The sequence below is a fragment of the Streptomyces sp. V1I1 genome (genome assembly GCF_030817355.1).
In the GTDB taxonomy this organism is placed as follows: Bacteria; Actinomycetota; Actinomycetes; order Streptomycetales; family Streptomycetaceae; genus Streptomyces.
In genome coordinates this window covers 4,543,834-4,562,036 of record NZ_JAUSZH010000001.1, presented here as the reverse complement: position 1 = coordinate 4,562,036, position 18,203 = coordinate 4,543,834, and the positions used below count along the sequence as shown (strand labels likewise).

The following is an 18,203-nucleotide window of genomic DNA, read 5'->3' as shown; positions in this document are numbered from 1 at the left end:
CGCGGCCGCGTCGCCCGCGCCAGGTCGCCTCAGTCGCGGCGCAGCAGCCGCTTCCCCCCGAAGACGAGCGCGGCGGCGCCGACCAGGACGATGAGCCCATACGTAAAGCTGCTCTTGTCGCCGCCGTCGTCGGCGGCCGAACTCCCGCCCTCGGACGGTGACTTGCTTCCCCCGTCCGAGACGGATTCCTTGCCGAGCCGGACCCGCTCCACCTCGCTCTGCTCGCCCTCCGTCCCGAATATCAGCGCCGTGCCGTCAGCGGTGTACGTCACGGACTCGGCCTGCCCCTGAATCGGCGCCGACACCCGGTGGTCGGCCCCGAGACCGCCGTCCTTCCACTCGTAACCGCGCGCGCTGAAGTACGAGCGCAGCACCAGCTCCTTCCCGTCCGGCGAAAAGGCCCCGTCCGTCACCCATGGCACCTCCCCCATCCGCCGGAAGACATTGGTCCGCGTGGGGCTGAGGGTCGCGGGCCCTTCGTACAGCCCGCCGCCGTCCTCGTTCTTCGACGCGATGTAGACGCGGCCGGTCTTGGGATGGACCATCAGCGCCTCGGCGTTCCGCGCGCCGTCCGCGTACTTCACGGTGTACTGCGTCGCGCGGACGGTCATGTCCTTGAGCGCCTTCGGCTCCGTGAAACGGTAGATCCAGACGTGGTCCCAGCCGCCGTCGAGGTTGTCGCCGATGTCCCCGACGTAGACGTTCCCGTCCGTGCCGACCGAGATGGCCTCCATGTCCCGGGGCTTCCCGACCCCGCTGAGGGTGATCGTCGCGACGGTCTCGCCGGTCTTGGAGTCGATGGCGAAGACGCGCGGCTCGTCCTGGTCGTTGTGCGTCCAGTAGATCCCTGGGTGCACGCGGCTGGCGGCGAGCCCGCTGGACTCCGTTATCCGCGGGTCCTGGATCGTGAACCCGGAGTCGTCGGCGGCGACGGGGGCGGCGGCGAGCACCACGACGGCGGCAGCCGCGGCGGCCCCGGTGACGTACGGAAGCGAGCGCATTGCCCCAGCCTGCCACGACGCGATCAGCAGGCACCGTCGACGGCCCGGCCGCCCCATCCGTCCGAGCCGCCCGTGTCCAGCCTCACATCGCAGGTGCGCGCCTTGATCGGCCATGATTGCGCCCATGCGTTTCATGTTCGTCGGCGACTCCATGACCATCGGACGCGCCGGCGATTACACCTGGCGCTACCGCATGTGGCAGCACCTGGCCACGTCCTTCGACGGCCCGTACAAGATCGTCGGCCCGCGCACCGAGCTGTACGACACCGTCGCCAACGCCCCCGTCGGCGCCTCGTACGCGGACCCCGCCTTCCCCGCCGACGCCCGCAGGCACCTCGCGGGCTGGGGAGAGGGCTGGCTGCACATGGCGCCGATCGTCCGGGAGACGGTCGCCGCGGAGCAGGCCGACATACTGCTGGTCTCGCTCGGCCTGATAGACCTCGGCTTCTACACGGACAGCGCCCAAACCGCCCTGAACGCCCGCCATTTCATCGCCGAGGCCCGCGCGGCAAACCCGCATGTGCGGATGATCCTGCTGCCGGTCATCCCCAACATCCGCGCCCGCACGGACGCGCCCTTCGCGGCGGAGTGCGACCGCTTCAACGAGCTGCTGGCGAAGTCGGTCGCGGACCTGGACTCGGCGATTTCGCCGATCCTGCTGGCATCGCGCCCGGAGTCGTACGCCATCGACAGGGACACGTACGACGGGACGCACCCGGGCCCGTCGGGCGAACACAAACTGGCGGCGGCGTTCGCGGGGGCGATGCACCAGGCTTGGGGCTTGGGCGGGCCGTACGGGTCGGTCAGCCGCTGACCAGCGGTAGGTGTGAGGTCAGTGGTCGTCGCGGATGGTGGTGGCGATGCCGTTGACGACGACGACCTCGGCGGACACGCCGGTGCCCTTGGTGGCCGCCTCCAGTTCTTCTTCGGTGCACTCGGTGCCGGCCTGTCCGGCCTCGTCGCCGCAGATGTCGCCGTAGCCCCAGATCTTGGTGTCCTCGGCGACGAAGAACTGCTGCTCGGTTCCCTTCATGTCCGAGACGGTGTACTTGCCCGGCGCCAGGTAGGACACGTTGCCGAACCAGGTGCCGTTGACGCCCTTGCCCTTGTTGATGCCGTCGATGGTCGACTCCGGGGCGCCGGAGCCGCTCTTGCTGTCGTCGACAGCGGGGCCCTCGTCCGGTGCCGGGCGCTCGGTGACCTTGGTGGCGATGCCGTCCTTCATGACCACGTCCGCGGCGATCGACCCCTCCTTGAGGGCCTTCTCCAGGTCGTCGACCTTGCAGGGGGTGTCGGCGGCGGGGTCGTTCTTGCCGCAGATGGCGCCCGCGCCGTAGACCTTGGTGTCCTCGGCAACGAAGAACTGCTGCTCCTTGCCGTTGGCGTTGACGATGTGCTTGCCCGGCGCCAGATACTCCACCGTGCCGCCGACGAAGGTCCCGCTGACCCCCTTGGACTTCGCCGCCGCCTCCACCCCCGACGCTGCGGAGGCACCGGTCCTCGACGAGGAGTCCGCGCCCTTGGGGTCGCCCTGGCAGGCGGTCAGCAGAGTGGTACCCGCGAGGAACGCGGCGGCGACGAGAAAAGACTTGGCGCGGAGGGTGGAGGCCATTGTGTGTTCCCCGTGTCATGGAAGGGGGCCGGCGGCGGATGCCCGTTCCCTGTGGTGAGCGGTCGTCTGATCACCATGCGCGAGGTGAGTGGGCCGAGGGAAGGCAGATCCTCGACCCGCGACGACGCTGTGACCATTCCCGGATACTGCAACACCTGTACGAAGAAGGGCTGCTGGAGCAACCTCCGCACCCGGGAGACACTCGGGGATGCTGTCGGGACGCTGGACTGTCGCCGGGCTCCGGCGGACTGCTCCATCTACGGAACGTAATGACACGATCACCGTGCAGCACACATCACCATCTCGTGGAATCCTGCGGGCGCAGGCCCTCGATCCCGAAGAGTCCGCGAAATTGATCGAACAGGTGGCACAGGGGCTATGAACACGGACCTCGACTGGTTCAAGAGCAGCTACAGCGGCGGCGAGGGCGAGTGCGTCGAAGTCGCCACCTGCCCCCACACCATCCACGTCCGCGACTCCAAGAACCCGGCCCGCCGCGCCCTCGCCCTCTCCCCCACCGCCTGGACCGCCTTCATCGAGTCCGTCAGGTAAGCCAGTCAGGGCGGCGCCACGCGAGTGTGCGCGACGCCGCCCTTTGGGTTCCGTTGCTCCCGCCCAGCTGTCAGAACACGAACGGGCCGGGAGACTGCGCGGAAGTCGCGGTGCAGTTCGCGGTGATGCCGAAGACCACGACCTCCAGCGACTTCGCCTCCAGGCTGTCGCCCGCGGCGACCGTTCCGTCGAGCGGTCCGGTGGAGACCGCGCCCCCGGCAGGGATTGCCGGGTTGGCGTTGCCGGTGAACGTCGCGGTGCCTGAGCCGTTCTTGGTCAGAGTGAGGGTCGATTTGACCGAGTTCGCCGAGATGGCGATGGGAGACGTAATGGCCGATGTGGACACGCTGATGGTCGCGGCCGTCCCGTCCTGGGTGGCCGTGAGCGTCGCCGTGCCCGAGCCGAACGAACCGCAGTCGAAGGAGATGGTGGCTGTTTCCGGCGTCACCGCGTTCGCGATGGGCGCCATGGCGAGCGAACCCGCGGCCATCACGCCGATGCCCAGTAATGCGCCGATTCCGAGTCTGCCGTGCCTCATGGGGGTCCGCCTTCATGTGGGGGGGGTACGGGCTGGCGTCGCCGACTGCCACTGCGCGGGCTCGCGGGATCCGTGGGGTGGGGGGGTGTTGGGGATTGCCCAGTGGCTCGATTCCCGCGCCGACCGCTCTGGGTCTGATGGGCAGTCAGTGACAATTGCATTGGGGCACGGGCGCCTCGAGAAGGCAAGGACGTTCGCAACGAATTTTGGCGTGCACCGACCAAATCCGGCCGCTACTGAAGCGGTGCGCGTGTAAGCCGGTTCGCCAGCGTCGACATCGTGTACGTCCCGATGCCCATGACCACCTCCAGCGCGTTCTGCTCCGTGTAGCCCCGCGCCAGGAACGCCCCCAGCTCCTCGTCGCCCACGCCCCCTGCCGTACGCAACACCTCCAGCGTGAACTGCCGTACCGCTTCCAGGCGCTCGTCGGCCAGCGGCTTCTGCTCGCACAGCGCGGCGATCAGCCCTTCCTCCGCACCCAGCGTGCGCAGCTTGCCGGTGTGCATCGCCACGCACACATGGCACTCGTTCCGCGCCGCGACCGTCATGACGACCACTTCGCGGGCGACCGGGTCGAGGGTCGTCTGCTCGAACATCGCACTGAGCTTGAGGAAGCCGTCCAGCAGGTGGGGCGAGGAGGCGAGTCTGGCGACGGCCGGCGGCAGGTGGCCCAGGCGCTTCGTCGTCGACTCCATGGCGCGGCGCGAGGCGGCCGGCGCCGATTCCAGGGTGTGTTCAGCGAACATGTGGCGGCTCCTATAATCGACAACGTGGTTGACGACAAGAAGGTAAACCAGGTTGTCGAAGTGCGCAACACCGTTGCCGACGTGCCGGGTTACGAGCTGCCCCTGCTGCTCTTCGCCGGGTTCCGCTCCCTTATCGACCGGCTCCACGCGGAGCTGGCCGCGCAGGGACACCCGGATGTACGGCCCGCGCACGGCTTCGCCATGCAGGCCATCGGCGCGCACGGCGCGACCGCCAGCGAGATCGGGCGGCGGCTCGGGGTCTCCAAACAGGCCGCCGGCAAGACGGTCGACCGCCTCGTCGCCCTGGGTTATGCCGAGCGCACCGACGACCCGGCCGACGCGCGCCGCAAGCGGATCCGGCTGACCGCGCACGGAATGGACGCCCTCGCCCGCTCGGCCGCGATCTTCGACCAGCTGCGCGCGGAGTGGGCGGACGCGCTCGGCGCGGGGCGCGTGGCCGATATCGAGGACGCGCTGCGTACGGTCGTCCCGGCCGAGGCCTTCCGGCTCGACGCCGCGGGCTGGTTCGGCGGCGCGTGACGGGTTCTCGCCACGGCGAGCGCCCAGGCTTCGCGCCAAGCGTGCTCGCGATCAGGGACGGCGGAGTCCTGGACCCGAGTGACCGCTGGCGGTATCAGGACATTGATCTCGTCGCCGAGGTCACCCCTGAGGCCACAGCCGCCAACATCCACGGCTACTACCCGAAGAAGACCGCGTACGCCACGGCCGAGGTCCCGGTGTACCTCATAGTCGACCCGCACCTGGGCAAGTGCCGCGCCTAGACCCAGCCCGAGGACGGGGACTACCTCAGCGAGCTCACCGTCGCCTTCGGCGGGGAGATCGACCTCACCGCCACCTCCGTCGGCCTCACCCTCACCACCGGTGAATTCCCCCGCGACTGACCCCGTCCGCCCTTGCCTCGAGCGCGCTCGAAGGCGTTGGCTTGGTACTCATGAAGTACACGCAGCTCGGACGCACCGGACTCAAGGTCAGCCGACTCGTCCTCGGGACGATGAACTTCGGGCCTCTCACCGAAGAGGCCGACAGCCACACCATCATGGACGCCGCGCTCGGCGCGGGGATCAACTTCTTCGACACCGCCAATGTCTACGGCTGGGGCGAGAACAAGGGCCGCACCGAGGAGATCATCGGCAGCTGGTTCGCCAAGGGTGGCGACCGCCGCGACAAGGTCGTGCTCGCCACCAAGGTGTACGCGAACATGGCCGCCGACAGCGACGCCTGGCCCAACCACGACAAGCTGTCCGCACTGAACATCCGCCGCGCCGTCGATGCCAGCCTCAAGCGGCTGCGGACCGACTACATCGACCTCTACCAGTTCCACCACATCGACCGGGACACGCCCGTCGAGGAGATCTGGCAGGCGATCGACGTCCTCATCAAGCAGGGCAAGATCCTTTACGCGGGCTCCAGCAACTTCCCCGGCTGGAAGATCGCGCAGACCAATGAGACCGCCCGCCGCCTCGGCTCGTTCGGCCTGGTCAGCGAGCAGTGTCTGTACAACCTCGCCGAGCGCCGCGCCGAGATGGAGGTCATCCCGGCCGCGCAGGAGTACGGCCTCGGCGTGATCCCGTGGTCGCCGCTGCAGGGCGGGCTGCTCGGCGGAGTCATCAAGAAGGAGACCGAAGGCGGACGGCGTGCCTCCGGGCGGGCCGCGGAAGCCCTCGCCGACGCCGAGACCCGTGCGCAGATCCAGGCGTACGAGGACCTGCTCGACAAGCACGGCCTGGAGCCGGGCGAGACCGCGCTGGCCTGGCTGCTCACCCGGCCGGGGGTCACCGGGCCCATCGTCGGGCCGCGTACGGCGGACCAGCTCGCCTCCGCGCTGCGCGCCGTCGAACTGGAGCTGAGCGACGAGTTGCTGTCCGAGCTGGACGAGATCTTCCCGGGGCCGGGGCCCTCGCCGGAGGCCTTCGCCTGGTAGGGCCTGACAGGCCCGGGACAAGGCCGTGGGGCGGTCAGGGTTACTGACCGACCACGGCCGCCACGGCGACGATCGCGAATATCAGCACGAGCACGCCGGCCATGATCTGGTTTCTGGTCTTGGGGTTCACGTAATGAGGTTAACTCGCCGGTTCGAGCGGCCAGGACCCGACCGTCTCGTACCGCGGCTGCTCGCCCCGTACCCCGCTCACCGGCAGATTGCTGCGTACGAGCGCGAGCTCGGCCACCTCCCAGGGCGTGCCCTCGAAGGTGTCGAGCGCCTCGACGTACGGGCGCAGATCCGCGTCGTCGCGGCTGCGGGCGATCGTGAGATGCGAGTGGTACCGGCGGTGCTCCTCCATGCTGACCCCGGACCGCCGGGCCGCCGCGTCGGCGCGTTCCGCGAGCATGCGCATCTCCTCCAGACCGCCCGCCACGCCCGCCCACAGCGCCCGTCGGCCGAACCGTCCGCCGCGGTGGAGGCGCAGCGGGAAGGACGCGGTCCTGTGGGCGGCCCGCCCGAGCCGCTCGTGCAGCTCGGGGAGCAGGCTGTCGTCGACCTCGCCCATGAAGGCGAGCGTGAAGTGCCAGCCGTCCCGGCCGGTCCAGCGCAGGCCGTCCGCGCCGGGCAGGGTCCTCAACCGGTCTACGGCGAGGGCGAGTTCACCGGCGGCCGGGGCCGGCGGCAGTACGGCAGCAAAAAGTCTCATGATCCGAGTCTGGCCCAAACGGGGGCGGTACGGGACGGGTGGGACCGTGTCCTACGGACCCGGGGCCCGGGCCGTACCGACCGCACGGCCCGAGCCGTGTGGATCGCGCGGCCCGACCCCGTACAGGCCGCGGTCCGTTCATACAGACCGCGCGGCCCGCGTCATACAGACCGCGCGGCCCGAGCCGTACAGACCGGCGGACCCCGGCCGCACGCGCGGCCCGCTCACGCCGCCGTCGCCAGCTCGTCCCTCGCCCTCGGGACGAACTCCACATGCCTGCGTCCCCGCCGCAGATCTATTTTGAGGCGCAGCCCGCCCACACGGGCGAGCATCACGCCGACTCCGATCGCCGCGACCAGCGCCACCGTGCCACCCGCCGCGAAGCCGATCCGCGGTCCGTACGTGTCGGTGATCCAGCCGACGAGGGGCGCGCCCAGTGGCGTACCGCCCACGAAGACCATCATGAACAGGCTCATCACGCGGCCTCGCATGGCCGGTTCCGTCGCCATCTGAATGCTGGCGTTGGCCGTGACGTTGACCGTCAGGCCGAACATCCCGATCGGCACCATCAGCACCGCGAAGATCCAGAACTGCGGCGCGAACGCGGTCACGATCTCCAGGACGCCGAACAGCACCGCCGCGCCGACCAGCACCCGCAGTCGCGAGGTGCCGCGCCGGGCGGCGAGCAGGGCGCCCGCCAGGGATCCGGCCGCCATCAGGGTGTTGAGCAGGCCGTACGTACTCGCGCCGGAGTGGTAGACGTCGTCCACGAAGGCCGAGAGCCAGATCGGGAAGTTGAAGCCGAAGGTGCCGATGAAGCCGACGAGGACGATCGGCCAGATCAGCTCGGGCCGGCCCGCGACGTACTTCAGCCCTTCCCGCAGCTGCCCCTTGGCGCGCGGTGCGCGCTGGAGCTTGTGCAGCTCGCTGTTGCGCATCAGCAGCAGGCCCGCGATGGGCGCGAGGAAGGACAGTCCGTTCAGCAGGAAGGCATAACCGCTGCCGACGGCCGTGATCAGCACACCGGCGACGGCCGGGCCGACCAGCCGCGCGGACTGGAAGTTGGCGGAGTTGAGGCTGACCGCGTTGCCCAGCTGCTCAGGACCGACCATCTCGGCGACGAACGACTGGCGCGCCGGGTTGTCGACGACGGTGACGAGGCCGAGCAGAAAGGCCGTGAGGTAGACGTGCCACACCTGGACATGGCCGCTGAGCGTGAGTACGGCGAGCGCCAGGCCGGTGATGCCCATCGCGACCTGGGTGGCCAGCAACAGCGGCCGCTTGGGCAGCCGGTCCGCGAGCACGCCGCCGTACAGGCCGAACAGAAGCATGGGCAGGAACTGCAGCGCGATGGTGATGCCGACGGCGGACGCGGATCCGGTCAGCGTCAGTACCAGCCAGTCCTGGGCGATGCGCTGCATCCAGGTGCCGGTGTTGGAGACCACTTGCCCGGTGGCGAAGAGCCGGTAGTTACGGATCTTCAGCGAGCTGAACATGGTTGTAGGGGCGGGTGCGGGTGCGGAGTCTGCTCCGGGTCCCGTACTCAAAAGGGTTCGCCTCCTCAAAGGTGCTTGGTTACAGGTGTGCGAGCTTCTCCAGTACGGGGGCGGCTGCGCGCAGCTTCGCCCATTCGTCCTCGTCCAGACCCTCTGCGAGCGAGGCCAGCCAGGCGTTCCGCTTGCGGCGGCTCTCCTCGAGCATGGCTTCCGCCCGCTCGGTCGGGCTGACCACCTTCTGCCGGCGGTCATCGGGGTGCGGCTCGAGCCGGACCAGTCCCTTGGCCTCGAGCAACGCCACTATCCGGGTCATGGACGGCGGCTGGACATGCTCCTTGCGGGCCAGCTCGCCGGGGGTGGCGGAGCCGCAAAGGGCGAGGGTGCCGAGCACCGACATTTCGGTGGGGCTCAGCGATTCGTCGACGCGCTGGTGCTTCAGGCGTCGGCCCAGCCGCATCACGGCCGAGCGGAGAGCGTTCACGGCGGCGACGTCGGCGTCGCTGCCAGGGGACAGGTCAGGCATGTTCATTAGCGTAACTCATTACCCTGCCTAAATACCAGTCGGTACCGCGGTCGGCCAGGAGATAGCTGTGTCACCCATATGAGTGAGACGGATCCGGAAAGTGACGCACCGGCCACGGCGGTACGGCAACCCTGGCTGACATGGGATCGACAGTGCTCAGTCTCCGGATAGACGGTGAGCTGCTCGACCGTCTCAGGCACCATGCCGCCAGACGCGGAATGAGCGTCCAGGACTATGTGGTCCGGACGCTCATCCGCGATGACTTCGACGAACGCTTCAAGGCGGCGGTCGACGAGACAGAGAAGTTCTACGGGCGTACGTGAAGCTACGGGCGTACGTGAAGCTGCGGACGTACGTGAAGCTGCGGACGTACGTGAAGCGCCTTACGTAAGGCCCAGCGCCGGCATCGCGTAGTAGAAGACGAACACCGCGGACACCACATACATGGCCACGGGCACCTCGCGGCCCCTTCCGGCCGCCAGCCGCAGCACGCTGAAGGCGATGAAGCCGATGCCGATGCCGTTGGTGATGGAGTACGTGAACGGCATCATCACCATCGCCAGGAACGCCGGGACGGCGACGGTGAAGTCGTTCCAGTCGATGTCCCGTACCGACCCCGCCAGGATCAGGAAGCCCACCGCCAGCAGCGCGGGCGTCGCCGCCTGGGACGGGACCATCGTGGCGAGCGGCGTGAGGAACAGCGCCACCGAGAACAGCGCACCCGTGACGACGGACGCGAGGCCGGTACGGGCCCCCTCGCCGACGCCCGCCGTGGACTCCACGAAGCATGTCGCGGCGGATGACGAGGTCGCGCCGCCCGCGGCGACCGCGATGCCGTCGACGAACAGCACCTTGTTGATGCCGGGGAGGTTGCCGTCCTTGTCCATCAGCTTGGCCTCGTCGCCGACGCCGAGGATCGTGCCCATCGCGTCGAAGAAGCAGGACAGCAGCACGGTGAAGACGAACAGCACGCCCGTCAGATAGCCGACCTTCTCGAAGCCGCCGAGCAGGCTGACCTCGCCCACCAGTCCGAAGTCCGGCGACGCGACCGGATTGCCGGGCCACTTCGGCGTGGTCAGGCCCCAGGACGGGACCGTCGCCACCGCGTTGATGACCATCGCGACGATCGTCATCACGACGATCGAGATGAGGATCGCGCCCGGCACCTTACGGATGATCAGCCCGAGCGTGAGCAGCGCACCGAGGGCGAAGACGAGGACCGGCCAGCCGTCCAGGTGGCCGCCCATGCCAAGTTGGAGCGGGACGGTGGTCATGGCGGCGTCCGGAATACGGGAGACGAAGCCCGAGTCCACCAGGCCGATCAGCATGATGAAGAGACCGATGCCGATCGCGATGCCCTTGCGCAGGCTGCGCGGTACGGCATTCATCACGCGCTCGCGCAGACCGGTGGCGACCAGCAGCATCACGACGAAGCCGGCGAGTACGACCATGCCCATCGCGTCCGGCCAGGACATCCGGGGTGCGAGCTGGAGGGCGACGACGGTGTTCACGCCGAGGCCGGCCGCGAGAGCGATCGGGACATTGCCGATGACGCCCATGAGCAGCGTGGAGAAGGCCGCGGTGAGCACGGTGGCGGTGACCAGCTGGCCGCCGTCGAGCTGGTGCCCGTACATGTCCTTCGCGCTGCCGAGGATGATCGGGTTCAGCACGATGATGTAGGCCATCGCGAAGAAGGTGGCGAATCCGCCGCGTACCTCGCGGGCGACCGTGGAACCGCGCTCAGAGATCTTGAAGAAGCGGTCCAGGTGGTTCTGCGGCTGCTGCCCGGGGGTCGGCTGTGGGGCGCCGCCGACCGAGACGGTGGCCATGGGGGACATGCGGAACCTCAGTCGTACGGGGGAGGGGGGCTTGGATGTTTGCACGAATAATTCAGGCCAACGGCAAACCGTTTCAGTATGAATACATCAGACAAGGATCGCTATCTCCGCGCGTAGATCCTTGAAACGACCGGTCCCCGAACGGCTGGTCGGGTGCCGCCTACACTGTGCGCATGGCGAAGTGGACCCCGAAGCACGAGGCACCCGAGCCCCTGGAGGGGCCCGTCGTCGCCACCATCATCGGCGGCACGAGCCTCTGGTTCGTCCTCTTCCTCGTACAGATCCCCTTCTACAGCTGGTTCGACGAGCGCGACCTCATGTGGTGGGTGTGGACATGTCTGGCCGGCGCCGGTCTCGGGCTGATCGGCATCTGGTACGTGCGGGGGCGGGAGACGGCGATCAAGCGCTCGCAGGCCGCCGAGGCGTCTGAGGCGGCCGAGGCAGCCGAGGCAGCGGATGACGGTCCGGCTTCCGCAACCGACGAAGGCAAATGACGAAGGCGACCGAAGGCGACCGAAGGCGGGGAACCCTCCGGCGCTTGTAGTGCCAGGGGACCATTCGCGTCCTACCCGGGTCTGACTTCGGCGCACTCGGCGGGTGAACCGGCCCTTCCGGCCGTACCGTCGAAACCATGACGCAGCGGGCGAGGATCGACACGGACGGCCCCGAGCCGGGCCAACCCGTCATCGACGCGGGAGCCGAACTCGACCCCGTACACCCGATGAAGCCACCCCCGTCAGCGATTGTGCGGCGCAGTTCCGGGCTGACGACCGCGGAGGTCGCCGAGCGGGTCGCGCGGGGCGAGGTCAACGACGTACCCGTCCGCTCCTCGCGCTCCACCGCCGACATCATCCGCGGCAATGTGTTCACCCGCTTCAACGCCATCATCGGCGTGCTGTGGGTGATCATGTTCTTCGTCGCGCCGATCCAGGACAGCCTCTTCGGCTTTGTGATCATCGCCAACACCGGCATCGGCATCATCCAGGAGCTGCGCGCCAAGAAGACGCTGGACGGGCTCGCGGTCATCGGCGAGGCCAAACCGACGGTGCGACGCGACGGCGTGGCCGCGGAAGTCTCCACCTCCGAGATCGTCCTCGGCGATCTCGTCGAACTCGGGCCCGGCGACAAGGTCGTCGTGGACGGCGAGGTGTCGGAGGCGGACAGCCTGGAGATCGACGAGTCGCTGCTGACGGGTGAGGCCGACCCGGTCGTCAAGCAGCCGGGCGAGAAGGTGATGTCGGGGAGCTTCGTGGTCGCGGGCGGCGGGGCGTTCACAGCGACGAAGGTGGGGCGCGAGGCGTACGCGGCGCAGCTCGCGGAGGAGGCGTCCCGGTTCACGCTCGTCCACTCCGAGCTGCGCAGCGGCATCTCGACGATCCTCAAGTATGTGACCTGGATGATGATCCCCACCGCGATCGGGCTCATCATCAGCCAGCTGGTCGTCAAGAGCAACAACTTCAAGGACTCGCTGGCCAGGACCGTCGGCGGCATCGTGCCGATGATCCCCGAAGGGCTTGTGCTGCTGACGTCGGTCGCCTTCGCGATCGGTGTCATCCGGCTCGGCCGCAAGCAGTGCCTGGTGCAGGAACTGCCCGCGATCGAGGGGCTCGCGCGGGTCGACGTCGTCTGCCTCGACAAGACGGGCACGCTGACGGAAGGCGGCATGGACGTCACCGAGCTGCGGCCGCTGGGCGACTCGGACGAGACGTACATACGTAAAGTCCTGGGCGCGCTCGGCGAGTCCGACCCCCGGCCCAACGCGTCCCTCCAGGCGATCATCAACGCGTATCCGGACAGCGAGGACTGGCGCTGCACCGAGTCGCTGCCCTTCTCGTCGGCGCGCAAGTACAGCGGCGCCAGCTTCAGCGAGGGCAACGGCGAGAACTCCACATGGCTGCTGGGCGCGCCCGATGTGCTGCTGCCGACGGGCGATCCGGCCCTGGCCGAGATCGAGCAGCTCAACGAGCAGGGCCTGCGGGTGCTGCTGCTCGCCCGGGCGGCGGGCGAACTGGACGCGCCGGCCGTCGCGGCCGGGGCCGAGTCGACGGCGCTGGTCGTGCTCGAGCAGCGGCTGCGGCCCGACGCCTCCGACACACTGCGGTACTTCGCCGACCAGAACGTCGCGGCGAAGGTCATCTCCGGCGACAACGCGGTGTCGGTGAGCGCGGTGGCCGGAAAGCTCGGTCTGCCGGGCGCGCAGAACACGGTGGACGCGCGCCGGCTCCCCACGGAGCAGGCAGAGATGGCCACGGCCCTGGACTCCAACTCGGTCTTCGGCCGGGTCACCCCGCGGCAGAAGCGCGACATGGTGGGCGCGCTGCAGTCCCACGGCCACACCGTCGCGATGACGGGCGACGGCGTCAACGACGTCCTGGCCCTGAAGGACGCGGACATCGGTGTCTCGATGGGCTCGGGCTCGGAGGCGACGCGCGCGGTGGCCCAGATCGTGCTGCTCAACAACAGCTTCGCGACGCTGCCTTCGGTGGTGGCGGAGGGGCGCCGGGTCATCGGCAACATCACCCGCGTCGCGACGCTCTTCCTGACCAAGACGGTGTACTCAGTGCTGCTGGCGATCCTGGTGGTGTGCAGCCAGGTCGAATACCCCTTCCTGCCACGGCACTTGACGCTGCTGTCGACGCTGACCATCGGCGTACCGGCGTTCTTCCTGGCGCTGGCCCCGAACAAGGAGCGCGCGAAGCCGCACTTCGTACGCAGAGTGATGCGGTACGCGATCCCGGCGGGCGTGATCGCGGCGGCGGCCACCTTTGCCACGTATCTGCTGGCCCGCTCGCACTACAGCGGCCCGGGCGCGCTGGACGCGGAAACGAGCGCGGCGACGCTGACGCTGTTCCTGGTCTCGATGTGGGTCCTGGCGATCGTCGCCCGCCCGTACACGTGGTGGCGGGTGTGCCTGGTGGCGGCGATGGGGGCGTGCTTCCTGATCGTGCTGATCGTGCCGTGGCTCCAGGACTTCTTCGCGCTGAAGCTGGTGGGGACGACGATGCCGTGGGGGGCGGTGGGGATTGCGGCGACGGGGGCGGTGCTGCTGGAGGTGGCGTGGCGGGTGGTGGACAGGAAGTATCCGGCGTAGCCGGCCGCCTCAGCGGGCGGGGGCTGCGTCGCTCTCCCCACCCCGAATCGTTGCGGCATCGCGCAGCAGCTGGGTGAGGACGGTCCGGACGGCTCTTCGTGCGGAAGCACAGGCAGACCAATCCGCCATACGGAGATCCAATCAGGCGGCTCCGGGCGGCCTGACGCGGATCAGCGCACGATGGAACGCGCGATGCGGAACCCTACGTCGTCGACCTGGAAGCTCGGGTGGCTGCGGCGCCGCGCGGAGGCCCGGCAGCTCCAGTGCTCGTCGAACCAGCCACCGCCTCGTAGCACCCGGTAGGTGCCGTAGACCTCGGCGTCGTAGATGTCCCAGCACCAGTCCCAGACGTTGCCGAGCATGTCGTAAAGGCCCCACGGGTTGGGCTGCTTGCCGCCCACGTCGTGGATTCGCTCGTGCGAGTTGCCGCGGTACCAAGCGATCTCGTCGAGCGGCCCGTAACGCGGTCCGGTCGTCCCGGCACGGCAGGCGTGCTCCCACTCGGCTTCGGTCGGCAGCCGGTACCCGTCGGCGGATGCGTCCCACTCGATGCCTTCGCCGTTGGCATGGAGGTGGTAGGCGGGCGCGAACCCGTCGCGTTGGGACAGGTCGTTGCAGAACCGGACCGCGTCCCACCAGGAAACGCCCTCCACAGGCAACTGGTCCCCATGGGCGGTGCTTGGCCGTCGGCCGGTGATCTGTGCGTACAGCGCCTGGGTGACCGGGAACGCCGCGAGCTGGTAGGGCGCAAGCTCGACCGACCAGTTGCGCTGAGTCCGCCGGTCCGACAGCGTCACCTGCCCCGGCGGGACAGCGATCATCTCGTTTCCTGCGCTCGCGCCCATGATCAGGAAATCCTACGGGCACCTGCCCGGACGACCGCGCGGCCAGCCTTCCACGCCGCTCACAGCGACCCCGCTACGAACTCGCGTCGAACCAGCGTGCCGTTGCCAGTTCATCCGTGCGCGACGGGTCCTCCAGCAGCGCCGCCACCTCGAAGCGGCGTGGCCACTGGCCCGCCGACCAGGCCAGGCCAGCCGCCACACCCTCCACCGTGGACGCGTGGATCACGCCGTCCGGGGTGCGGCGCCACTCCAGTTCCGTGCCGCCGGCGATCAGTTCCTCGTGTTCGACGTACGTCGCCGGCGTGGCCGGGCCGAGCAGGACGTGCACCGATTCGGGGACCTCGTGTTCCTCGCCCTCCGTCGTCACCTCCGCCGGGACCGTCTCGCTCAGGCGGCGGACCTGGAACAGTTCCGCCAGTTCCGCCGCCCGCGCGGGGCTCACCGGAAGCAGCGGCATGCCCGCGGTCAGCGGGAGCAGATCCGGCGCGTCCGCGACCACCGCGTCCGCCGCGTCGACCACGCGGACCTTGCCGTCCACGACCGCGCGCAAGTCGTCCGGGAGCGTGACCTGTTCCGGGTCGAGGTCGGCCAGGGCCGTGTACAGGGCGTGGAGTTGGGCCGGGCGTACCGGGCGGTCCGGGTCCGCGAGGCGGCCGAGCAGCTCCGCCGCGCCGCCCGGCTCGTCGAGGAGCGCGGCGACCGAGGTGCGTACACCCAGTGCCCGCAGCACCTGCGCGTCGTCGAAGCCCGTCGCGTCCACGGCCTCGTAAAGCCCGGCCAGCAACGGGTCGCCGCCCGCCGCCCGCAGGCCCGCCGGGCGCCTGCCGTCCAGGACCGGATGGTCCCGCAGCCACCACGCCGTGTACGGACGCACCGTCTCCGTCGTGCCGTCCGGCAGCAGGATCCGTACGGACTGGGTCAGCGCGTCCCGCAGCGGCGGCTGCGCCAGCAGGGCCAGCGCCTGCGGCCAGCAGTCGTCGTCCACCAGATCCAGGTCGCGGACGGCGACGAGCTCCGTGGCGACCGGCGGCACCGGCGTGTCCGGCAGCCGGTCGAGCACGTCCTCGCACCAGACGTCGACCGCGTCCAGCAGACCCGGGTCATCGGGCTCGGCGAAGTCCCCGTCACGGGGCTCCAGTTCGTCGGGGTCGAGGACGACGTCCGTGGCCCGTACGAGCGCGAAGTTCGCCAGCACACCGCACGCGGCGAGCGGCTGCTCGCCCCACCGTTCGGCCAGTTCCGCGTCGCACAGCGCCAGTTCGTCCTCGCTCATCACGGAGGCGAACGGGCTGCCCGGGAGGACCAGTTCACCGGCGGGCGCGAGTTCGCCGTCCTCGTCGGGCAGCGCCAGCGCGCCCAGCCACGGCTCGTCGCCGGGCTCGAGGCCCGCGTCGCGTACGAGCGTAAGGACCGTTTCCGCGAGCTCGTCCGCGTCCAGCGCGTCTTCATCCCAGACTTCGCCCGCGTCCAGCGAGCCCGCGACCGCCGTCCGGACCTGCGGCGTCGTCAGCACGGCGCGCGGCGTCGCGGGCAGCGCGCCCAGCTTCTCGAGCAACGGGTGCGCCGCGTCGGGGTGGACGACCTTCAGGCCGAGGCGGGCCAGCTGCGGCGGAGTCTCGGCCAGCGGCAGCAGCGTCTGGCGCGGCCCGATCGTGGTACGGCCGTCCGCAAGCGGGACGGGTAGGCCGGACAGCCGGTCCGGGTCGACCCCGGCGAGGCTGTCGTACAGCCGCTGCCACCAGCCGGGCTCGCGCTCAAGACCCGCCAGCCGGTCGATCGCCTCGGTCAGCGGCACCCGCGCGACACCGAGCGTACGCAGCTCGACCCGGCGCTCAAGACCCGCGGGCAGCAGACTCGGCAGCACCTCGGCCAGCACCTGTACGGTCTCCGCGCCGGCGGCCTCCAGGACTTCCGCCTCGATGGGCCGCAGCCCGGCGGAGATCTCGCGGTCCGGCAGACCTGTGTCCTCGCCGGACACGTCGCGCGGGGCTGCCGCCTCCAGGAACGGCGTGCGTCGCAGCAGCTCCAGGATCGCCGCCCGAAGCGCGCCGTCCAGCTCCCCCTTGCCGAGCGGGCCGGGCACCAGGTCGATGGTACCGACGGTCACCGGCTGCCAGTTGCCGAGCAGTTCGGCGTACGCGTCCGCCGCCCGCCGCACCAAGAAGTCGGTGAGCGGCCCGGGCGCGGGATGCCGGCGGGTGGGGTCCAACGGCAGCGAGGCGATCAACAGCGCGGGCACGCCGAGGGGTTCGTCGGTCGGCGTCGGCGCGTGCACCACCGGGGCGGTGCGCGGCCGGGCGGGCGCGCCCTCGTCGTCCACGGGCACCGCCCAGGTGACGGTCCAGTACGGCCGCAGCCGCTCCTCGACGGGCCGGTCCGCGAGCAGCGCGGGCTCGACGGAGCCGCCGTGGCTGACGACCCGCCAGCGCCGGTCGCCCTGCGTGCTGTCTTCGATGTGTACGTACGCCCCGTGAACGGAGCGCCTCAATTCCCGTACGCCGGACGGGGTTTCGATCACGATCTCGGCGAGCCCGGGCAGCGTGAGCAGCAGCGCGTCGTCGACCCGGGCGAGCAGCCGCTCCACCAGGTCGACCGCGGCGCCGTCCCGCAGCGGCAGGACGACCACGGTGTCGTACCCCTCGGGAGCCGTGCCCTCGGCGGGCAGCGGCAGCCGCAGCAGCGGTACGTGCCCGTCGCGGCGGCGCAGTTCGTCGCCGAGTCCCGGGCTTGCCTGGGCGGCCTGCTGGGTCAGCTCCCTGGCCTCCGCGAGCGACCAGCGCACACCGCCGTGCCGGCCGACGACGGCGGGCTCGTCGCTCACCGCGAGCACGGCCGCGAAGCCGACGCCGAAGCGGCCGACGGCGGACTCGTGGCCCTCGCGTTTGGCCGAAGCGCGCAGAGTACTCAGGGACTCGACGCCGGTCGCGTCCAGGGGGGCGCCGGTGTTCGCGGCGGCGAGGACGGCGGGCTGATCGGCCGTGGCCGGCCGCAGGGTCAGCCGGAGCCGGCCCGGCACGCCCGCCCGCGCGGCGGCGTCGGCGGCGTTCTGCGCCAGCTCCACGACGAGTCGGTCCCGATAGCCGCCGAGCGCCAGGTCCTCCTCGGCGTTGGCGTCCTCCCGGAAGCGGGCGGGACTGGCCCCCCACGCGTCGAGCACCCCGCGCCGCAGCCGCGCCGTCCCGAACGGGTCGGCCCACTCGGTCGTCCTGACGCTCACGCTGTGACTCCGCTCTCTCCGGTTGACCCGCGTATGTACCTGTGCGGCCGAAGGTACCCCTGTGCGGCGGGTCGTGGTGAACGCGGGCCGGGG

18 protein-coding genes are annotated in these 18,203 nt (G+C 70.0%); 8 read left to right on the top strand and 10 right to left on the bottom strand.

Translation table 11 applies throughout. The features are described 5' to 3' along the window. Positions 1-29 precede the first annotated feature (29 nt). On the bottom strand, positions 30-1,001 hold the full coding sequence (locus QFZ67_RS21585; RefSeq protein WP_307662717.1) for a WD40 repeat domain-containing protein: 972 nt from the start codon (positions 999-1,001) through the stop codon (positions 30-32). A gap of 124 nt (positions 1,002-1,125) precedes the next feature. Between QFZ67_RS21585 and QFZ67_RS21580 the strand changes: the two genes are divergently transcribed. Then, entirely contained in the window at positions 1,126-1,815 is a 690-nt protein-coding gene (locus tag QFZ67_RS21580) for a GDSL-type esterase/lipase family protein (protein WP_307662716.1), read from the top strand. Positions 1,816-1,833: 18 nt separating this feature from the next. On the opposite strand, the gene QFZ67_RS21575 is transcribed toward QFZ67_RS21580, so the two are convergent. Next, a complete protein-coding gene (locus QFZ67_RS21575; RefSeq protein WP_307662715.1) occupies positions 1,834-2,613 on the bottom strand; it encodes a hypothetical protein in 780 nt (259 codons plus the stop codon). Positions 2,614-2,991: 378 nt separating this feature from the next. Between QFZ67_RS21575 and QFZ67_RS21570 the strand changes: the two genes are divergently transcribed. After that, entirely contained in the window at positions 2,992-3,165 is a 174-nt protein-coding gene (locus QFZ67_RS21570; RefSeq protein WP_307662714.1) for a DUF397 domain-containing protein, read from the top strand. A gap of 70 nt (positions 3,166-3,235) precedes the next feature. Here QFZ67_RS21570 and QFZ67_RS21565 read toward each other — a convergent pair whose 3' ends face one another. Both QFZ67_RS21565 and QFZ67_RS21560 read right to left on the bottom strand, forming a co-directional pair. Further along, positions 3,236-3,703: a hypothetical protein gene (locus tag QFZ67_RS21565; RefSeq protein WP_307662713.1), complete on the bottom strand. Its 468-nt coding sequence runs from the start codon at positions 3,701-3,703 to the stop codon at positions 3,236-3,238. 233 nt (positions 3,704-3,936) lie between these two features. Then, complete coding sequence (locus tag QFZ67_RS21560) at positions 3,937-4,449, bottom strand: carboxymuconolactone decarboxylase family protein (RefSeq protein ID WP_307662712.1); 513 nt, start codon at positions 4,447-4,449, stop codon at positions 3,937-3,939. A 24-nt stretch (positions 4,450-4,473) separates the two neighbouring features. On the opposite strand from QFZ67_RS21560, the gene QFZ67_RS21555 reads away from it, so the two are divergent. From QFZ67_RS21555 to QFZ67_RS21545, 3 genes are all read left to right on the top strand, one after another. Beyond that, entirely contained in the window at positions 4,474-4,989 is a 516-nt protein-coding gene (locus QFZ67_RS21555) for a MarR family winged helix-turn-helix transcriptional regulator (protein WP_307662711.1), read from the top strand. Positions 4,990-5,030: 41 nt separating this feature from the next. Continuing rightward, positions 5,031-5,231 carry a hypothetical protein gene (locus QFZ67_RS21550; protein WP_307662710.1) on the top strand — a complete coding sequence of 67 codons (201 nt, stop codon included), beginning with the start codon at positions 5,031-5,033 and terminating at the stop codon, positions 5,229-5,231. Positions 5,232-5,401: 170 nt separating this feature from the next. Then, positions 5,402-6,391 (top strand): aldo/keto reductase, encoded by a 990-nt coding sequence (locus tag QFZ67_RS21545; protein ID WP_307662709.1) that lies wholly within the window; start codon positions 5,402-5,404, stop codon positions 6,389-6,391. 139 nt (positions 6,392-6,530) lie between these two features. Here QFZ67_RS21545 and thpR read toward each other — a convergent pair whose 3' ends face one another. From thpR to QFZ67_RS21530, 3 genes are all read right to left on the bottom strand, one after another. Next, entirely contained in the window at positions 6,531-7,100 is a 570-nt protein-coding gene (gene thpR, locus QFZ67_RS21540) for an RNA 2',3'-cyclic phosphodiesterase (RefSeq protein WP_307662708.1), read from the bottom strand. A gap of 224 nt (positions 7,101-7,324) precedes the next feature. Beyond that, complete coding sequence (locus QFZ67_RS21535) at positions 7,325-8,647, bottom strand: MFS transporter (protein WP_307662707.1); 1,323 nt, start codon at positions 8,645-8,647, stop codon at positions 7,325-7,327. 28 nt (positions 8,648-8,675) lie between these two features. Further along, positions 8,676-9,119, bottom strand: a complete 444-nt coding sequence (locus QFZ67_RS21530; protein ID WP_307662706.1) for a MarR family winged helix-turn-helix transcriptional regulator — start codon at positions 9,117-9,119, stop codon at positions 8,676-8,678. A gap of 140 nt (positions 9,120-9,259) precedes the next feature. Here QFZ67_RS21530 and QFZ67_RS21525 point away from each other — a divergent pair, with 140 nt between their 5' ends. After that, positions 9,260-9,442: a ribbon-helix-helix protein, CopG family gene (locus tag QFZ67_RS21525; RefSeq protein WP_307662705.1), complete on the top strand. Its 183-nt coding sequence runs from the start codon at positions 9,260-9,262 to the stop codon at positions 9,440-9,442. 60 nt (positions 9,443-9,502) lie between these two features. Here QFZ67_RS21525 and QFZ67_RS21520 read toward each other — a convergent pair whose 3' ends face one another. Next, positions 9,503-10,948 carry an NCS2 family permease gene (locus tag QFZ67_RS21520; protein ID WP_373430236.1) on the bottom strand — a complete coding sequence of 482 codons (1,446 nt, stop codon included), beginning with the start codon at positions 10,946-10,948 and terminating at the stop codon, positions 9,503-9,505. Between the two features lie 182 nt (positions 10,949-11,130). Between QFZ67_RS21520 and QFZ67_RS21515 the strand changes: the two genes are divergently transcribed. Next, positions 11,131-11,451, top strand: a complete 321-nt coding sequence (locus QFZ67_RS21515; RefSeq protein WP_307662703.1) for a DUF2530 domain-containing protein — start codon at positions 11,131-11,133, stop codon at positions 11,449-11,451. Between the two features lie 137 nt (positions 11,452-11,588). Next, entirely contained in the window at positions 11,589-14,048 is a 2,460-nt protein-coding gene (locus QFZ67_RS21510; protein ID WP_307662702.1) for an HAD-IC family P-type ATPase, read from the top strand. Positions 14,049-14,218: 170 nt separating this feature from the next. Here the strand turns inward: QFZ67_RS21510 and QFZ67_RS21505 are convergent, their stop codons facing one another. Continuing rightward, positions 14,219-14,869: an SUMF1/EgtB/PvdO family nonheme iron enzyme gene (locus tag QFZ67_RS21505; RefSeq protein WP_307662701.1), complete on the bottom strand. Its 651-nt coding sequence runs from the start codon at positions 14,867-14,869 to the stop codon at positions 14,219-14,221. 97 nt (positions 14,870-14,966) lie between these two features. Next, on the bottom strand, positions 14,967-18,110 hold the full coding sequence (locus tag QFZ67_RS21500) for a sacsin N-terminal ATP-binding-like domain-containing protein (RefSeq protein ID WP_307662700.1): 3,144 nt from the start codon (positions 18,108-18,110) through the stop codon (positions 14,967-14,969). Positions 18,111-18,203: the final 93 nt, after the last annotated feature.

Bases quoted from the DNA above. Each gene is read 5' to 3' on its own strand.
- QFZ67_RS21585 (WP_307662717.1), bottom strand. From the start codon at position 1,001: ATGCGCTCGCTTCCGTACGTCACCGGGGCCGCCGCGGCTGCCGCCGTC.
- QFZ67_RS21580 (WP_307662716.1), top strand. From the start codon at position 1,126: ATGCGTTTCATGTTCGTCGGCGACTCCATGACCATCGGACGCGCCGGC.
- QFZ67_RS21575 (WP_307662715.1), bottom strand. From the start codon at position 2,613: ATGGCCTCCACCCTCCGCGCCAAGTCTTTTCTCGTCGCCGCCGCGTTC.
- QFZ67_RS21570 (WP_307662714.1), top strand. From the start codon at position 2,992: ATGAACACGGACCTCGACTGGTTCAAGAGCAGCTACAGCGGCGGCGAG.
- QFZ67_RS21565 (WP_307662713.1), bottom strand. From the start codon at position 3,703: ATGAGGCACGGCAGACTCGGAATCGGCGCATTACTGGGCATCGGCGTG.
- QFZ67_RS21560 (WP_307662712.1), bottom strand. From the start codon at position 4,449: ATGTTCGCTGAACACACCCTGGAATCGGCGCCGGCCGCCTCGCGCCGC.
- QFZ67_RS21545 (WP_307662709.1), top strand. From the start codon at position 5,402: ATGAAGTACACGCAGCTCGGACGCACCGGACTCAAGGTCAGCCGACTC.
- thpR (WP_307662708.1), bottom strand. From the start codon at position 7,100: ATGAGACTTTTTGCTGCCGTACTGCCGCCGGCCCCGGCCGCCGGTGAA.
- QFZ67_RS21530 (WP_307662706.1), bottom strand. From the start codon at position 9,119: ATGCCTGACCTGTCCCCTGGCAGCGACGCCGACGTCGCCGCCGTGAAC.
- QFZ67_RS21525 (WP_307662705.1), top strand. From the start codon at position 9,260: ATGGGATCGACAGTGCTCAGTCTCCGGATAGACGGTGAGCTGCTCGAC.
- QFZ67_RS21520 (WP_373430236.1), bottom strand. From the start codon at position 10,948: ATGGCCACCGTCTCGGTCGGCGGCGCCCCACAGCCGACCCCCGGGCAG.
- QFZ67_RS21515 (WP_307662703.1), top strand. From the start codon at position 11,131: ATGGCGAAGTGGACCCCGAAGCACGAGGCACCCGAGCCCCTGGAGGGG.
- QFZ67_RS21510 (WP_307662702.1), top strand. From the start codon at position 11,589: ATGACGCAGCGGGCGAGGATCGACACGGACGGCCCCGAGCCGGGCCAA.
- QFZ67_RS21505 (WP_307662701.1), bottom strand. From the start codon at position 14,869: ATGATCGCTGTCCCGCCGGGGCAGGTGACGCTGTCGGACCGGCGGACT.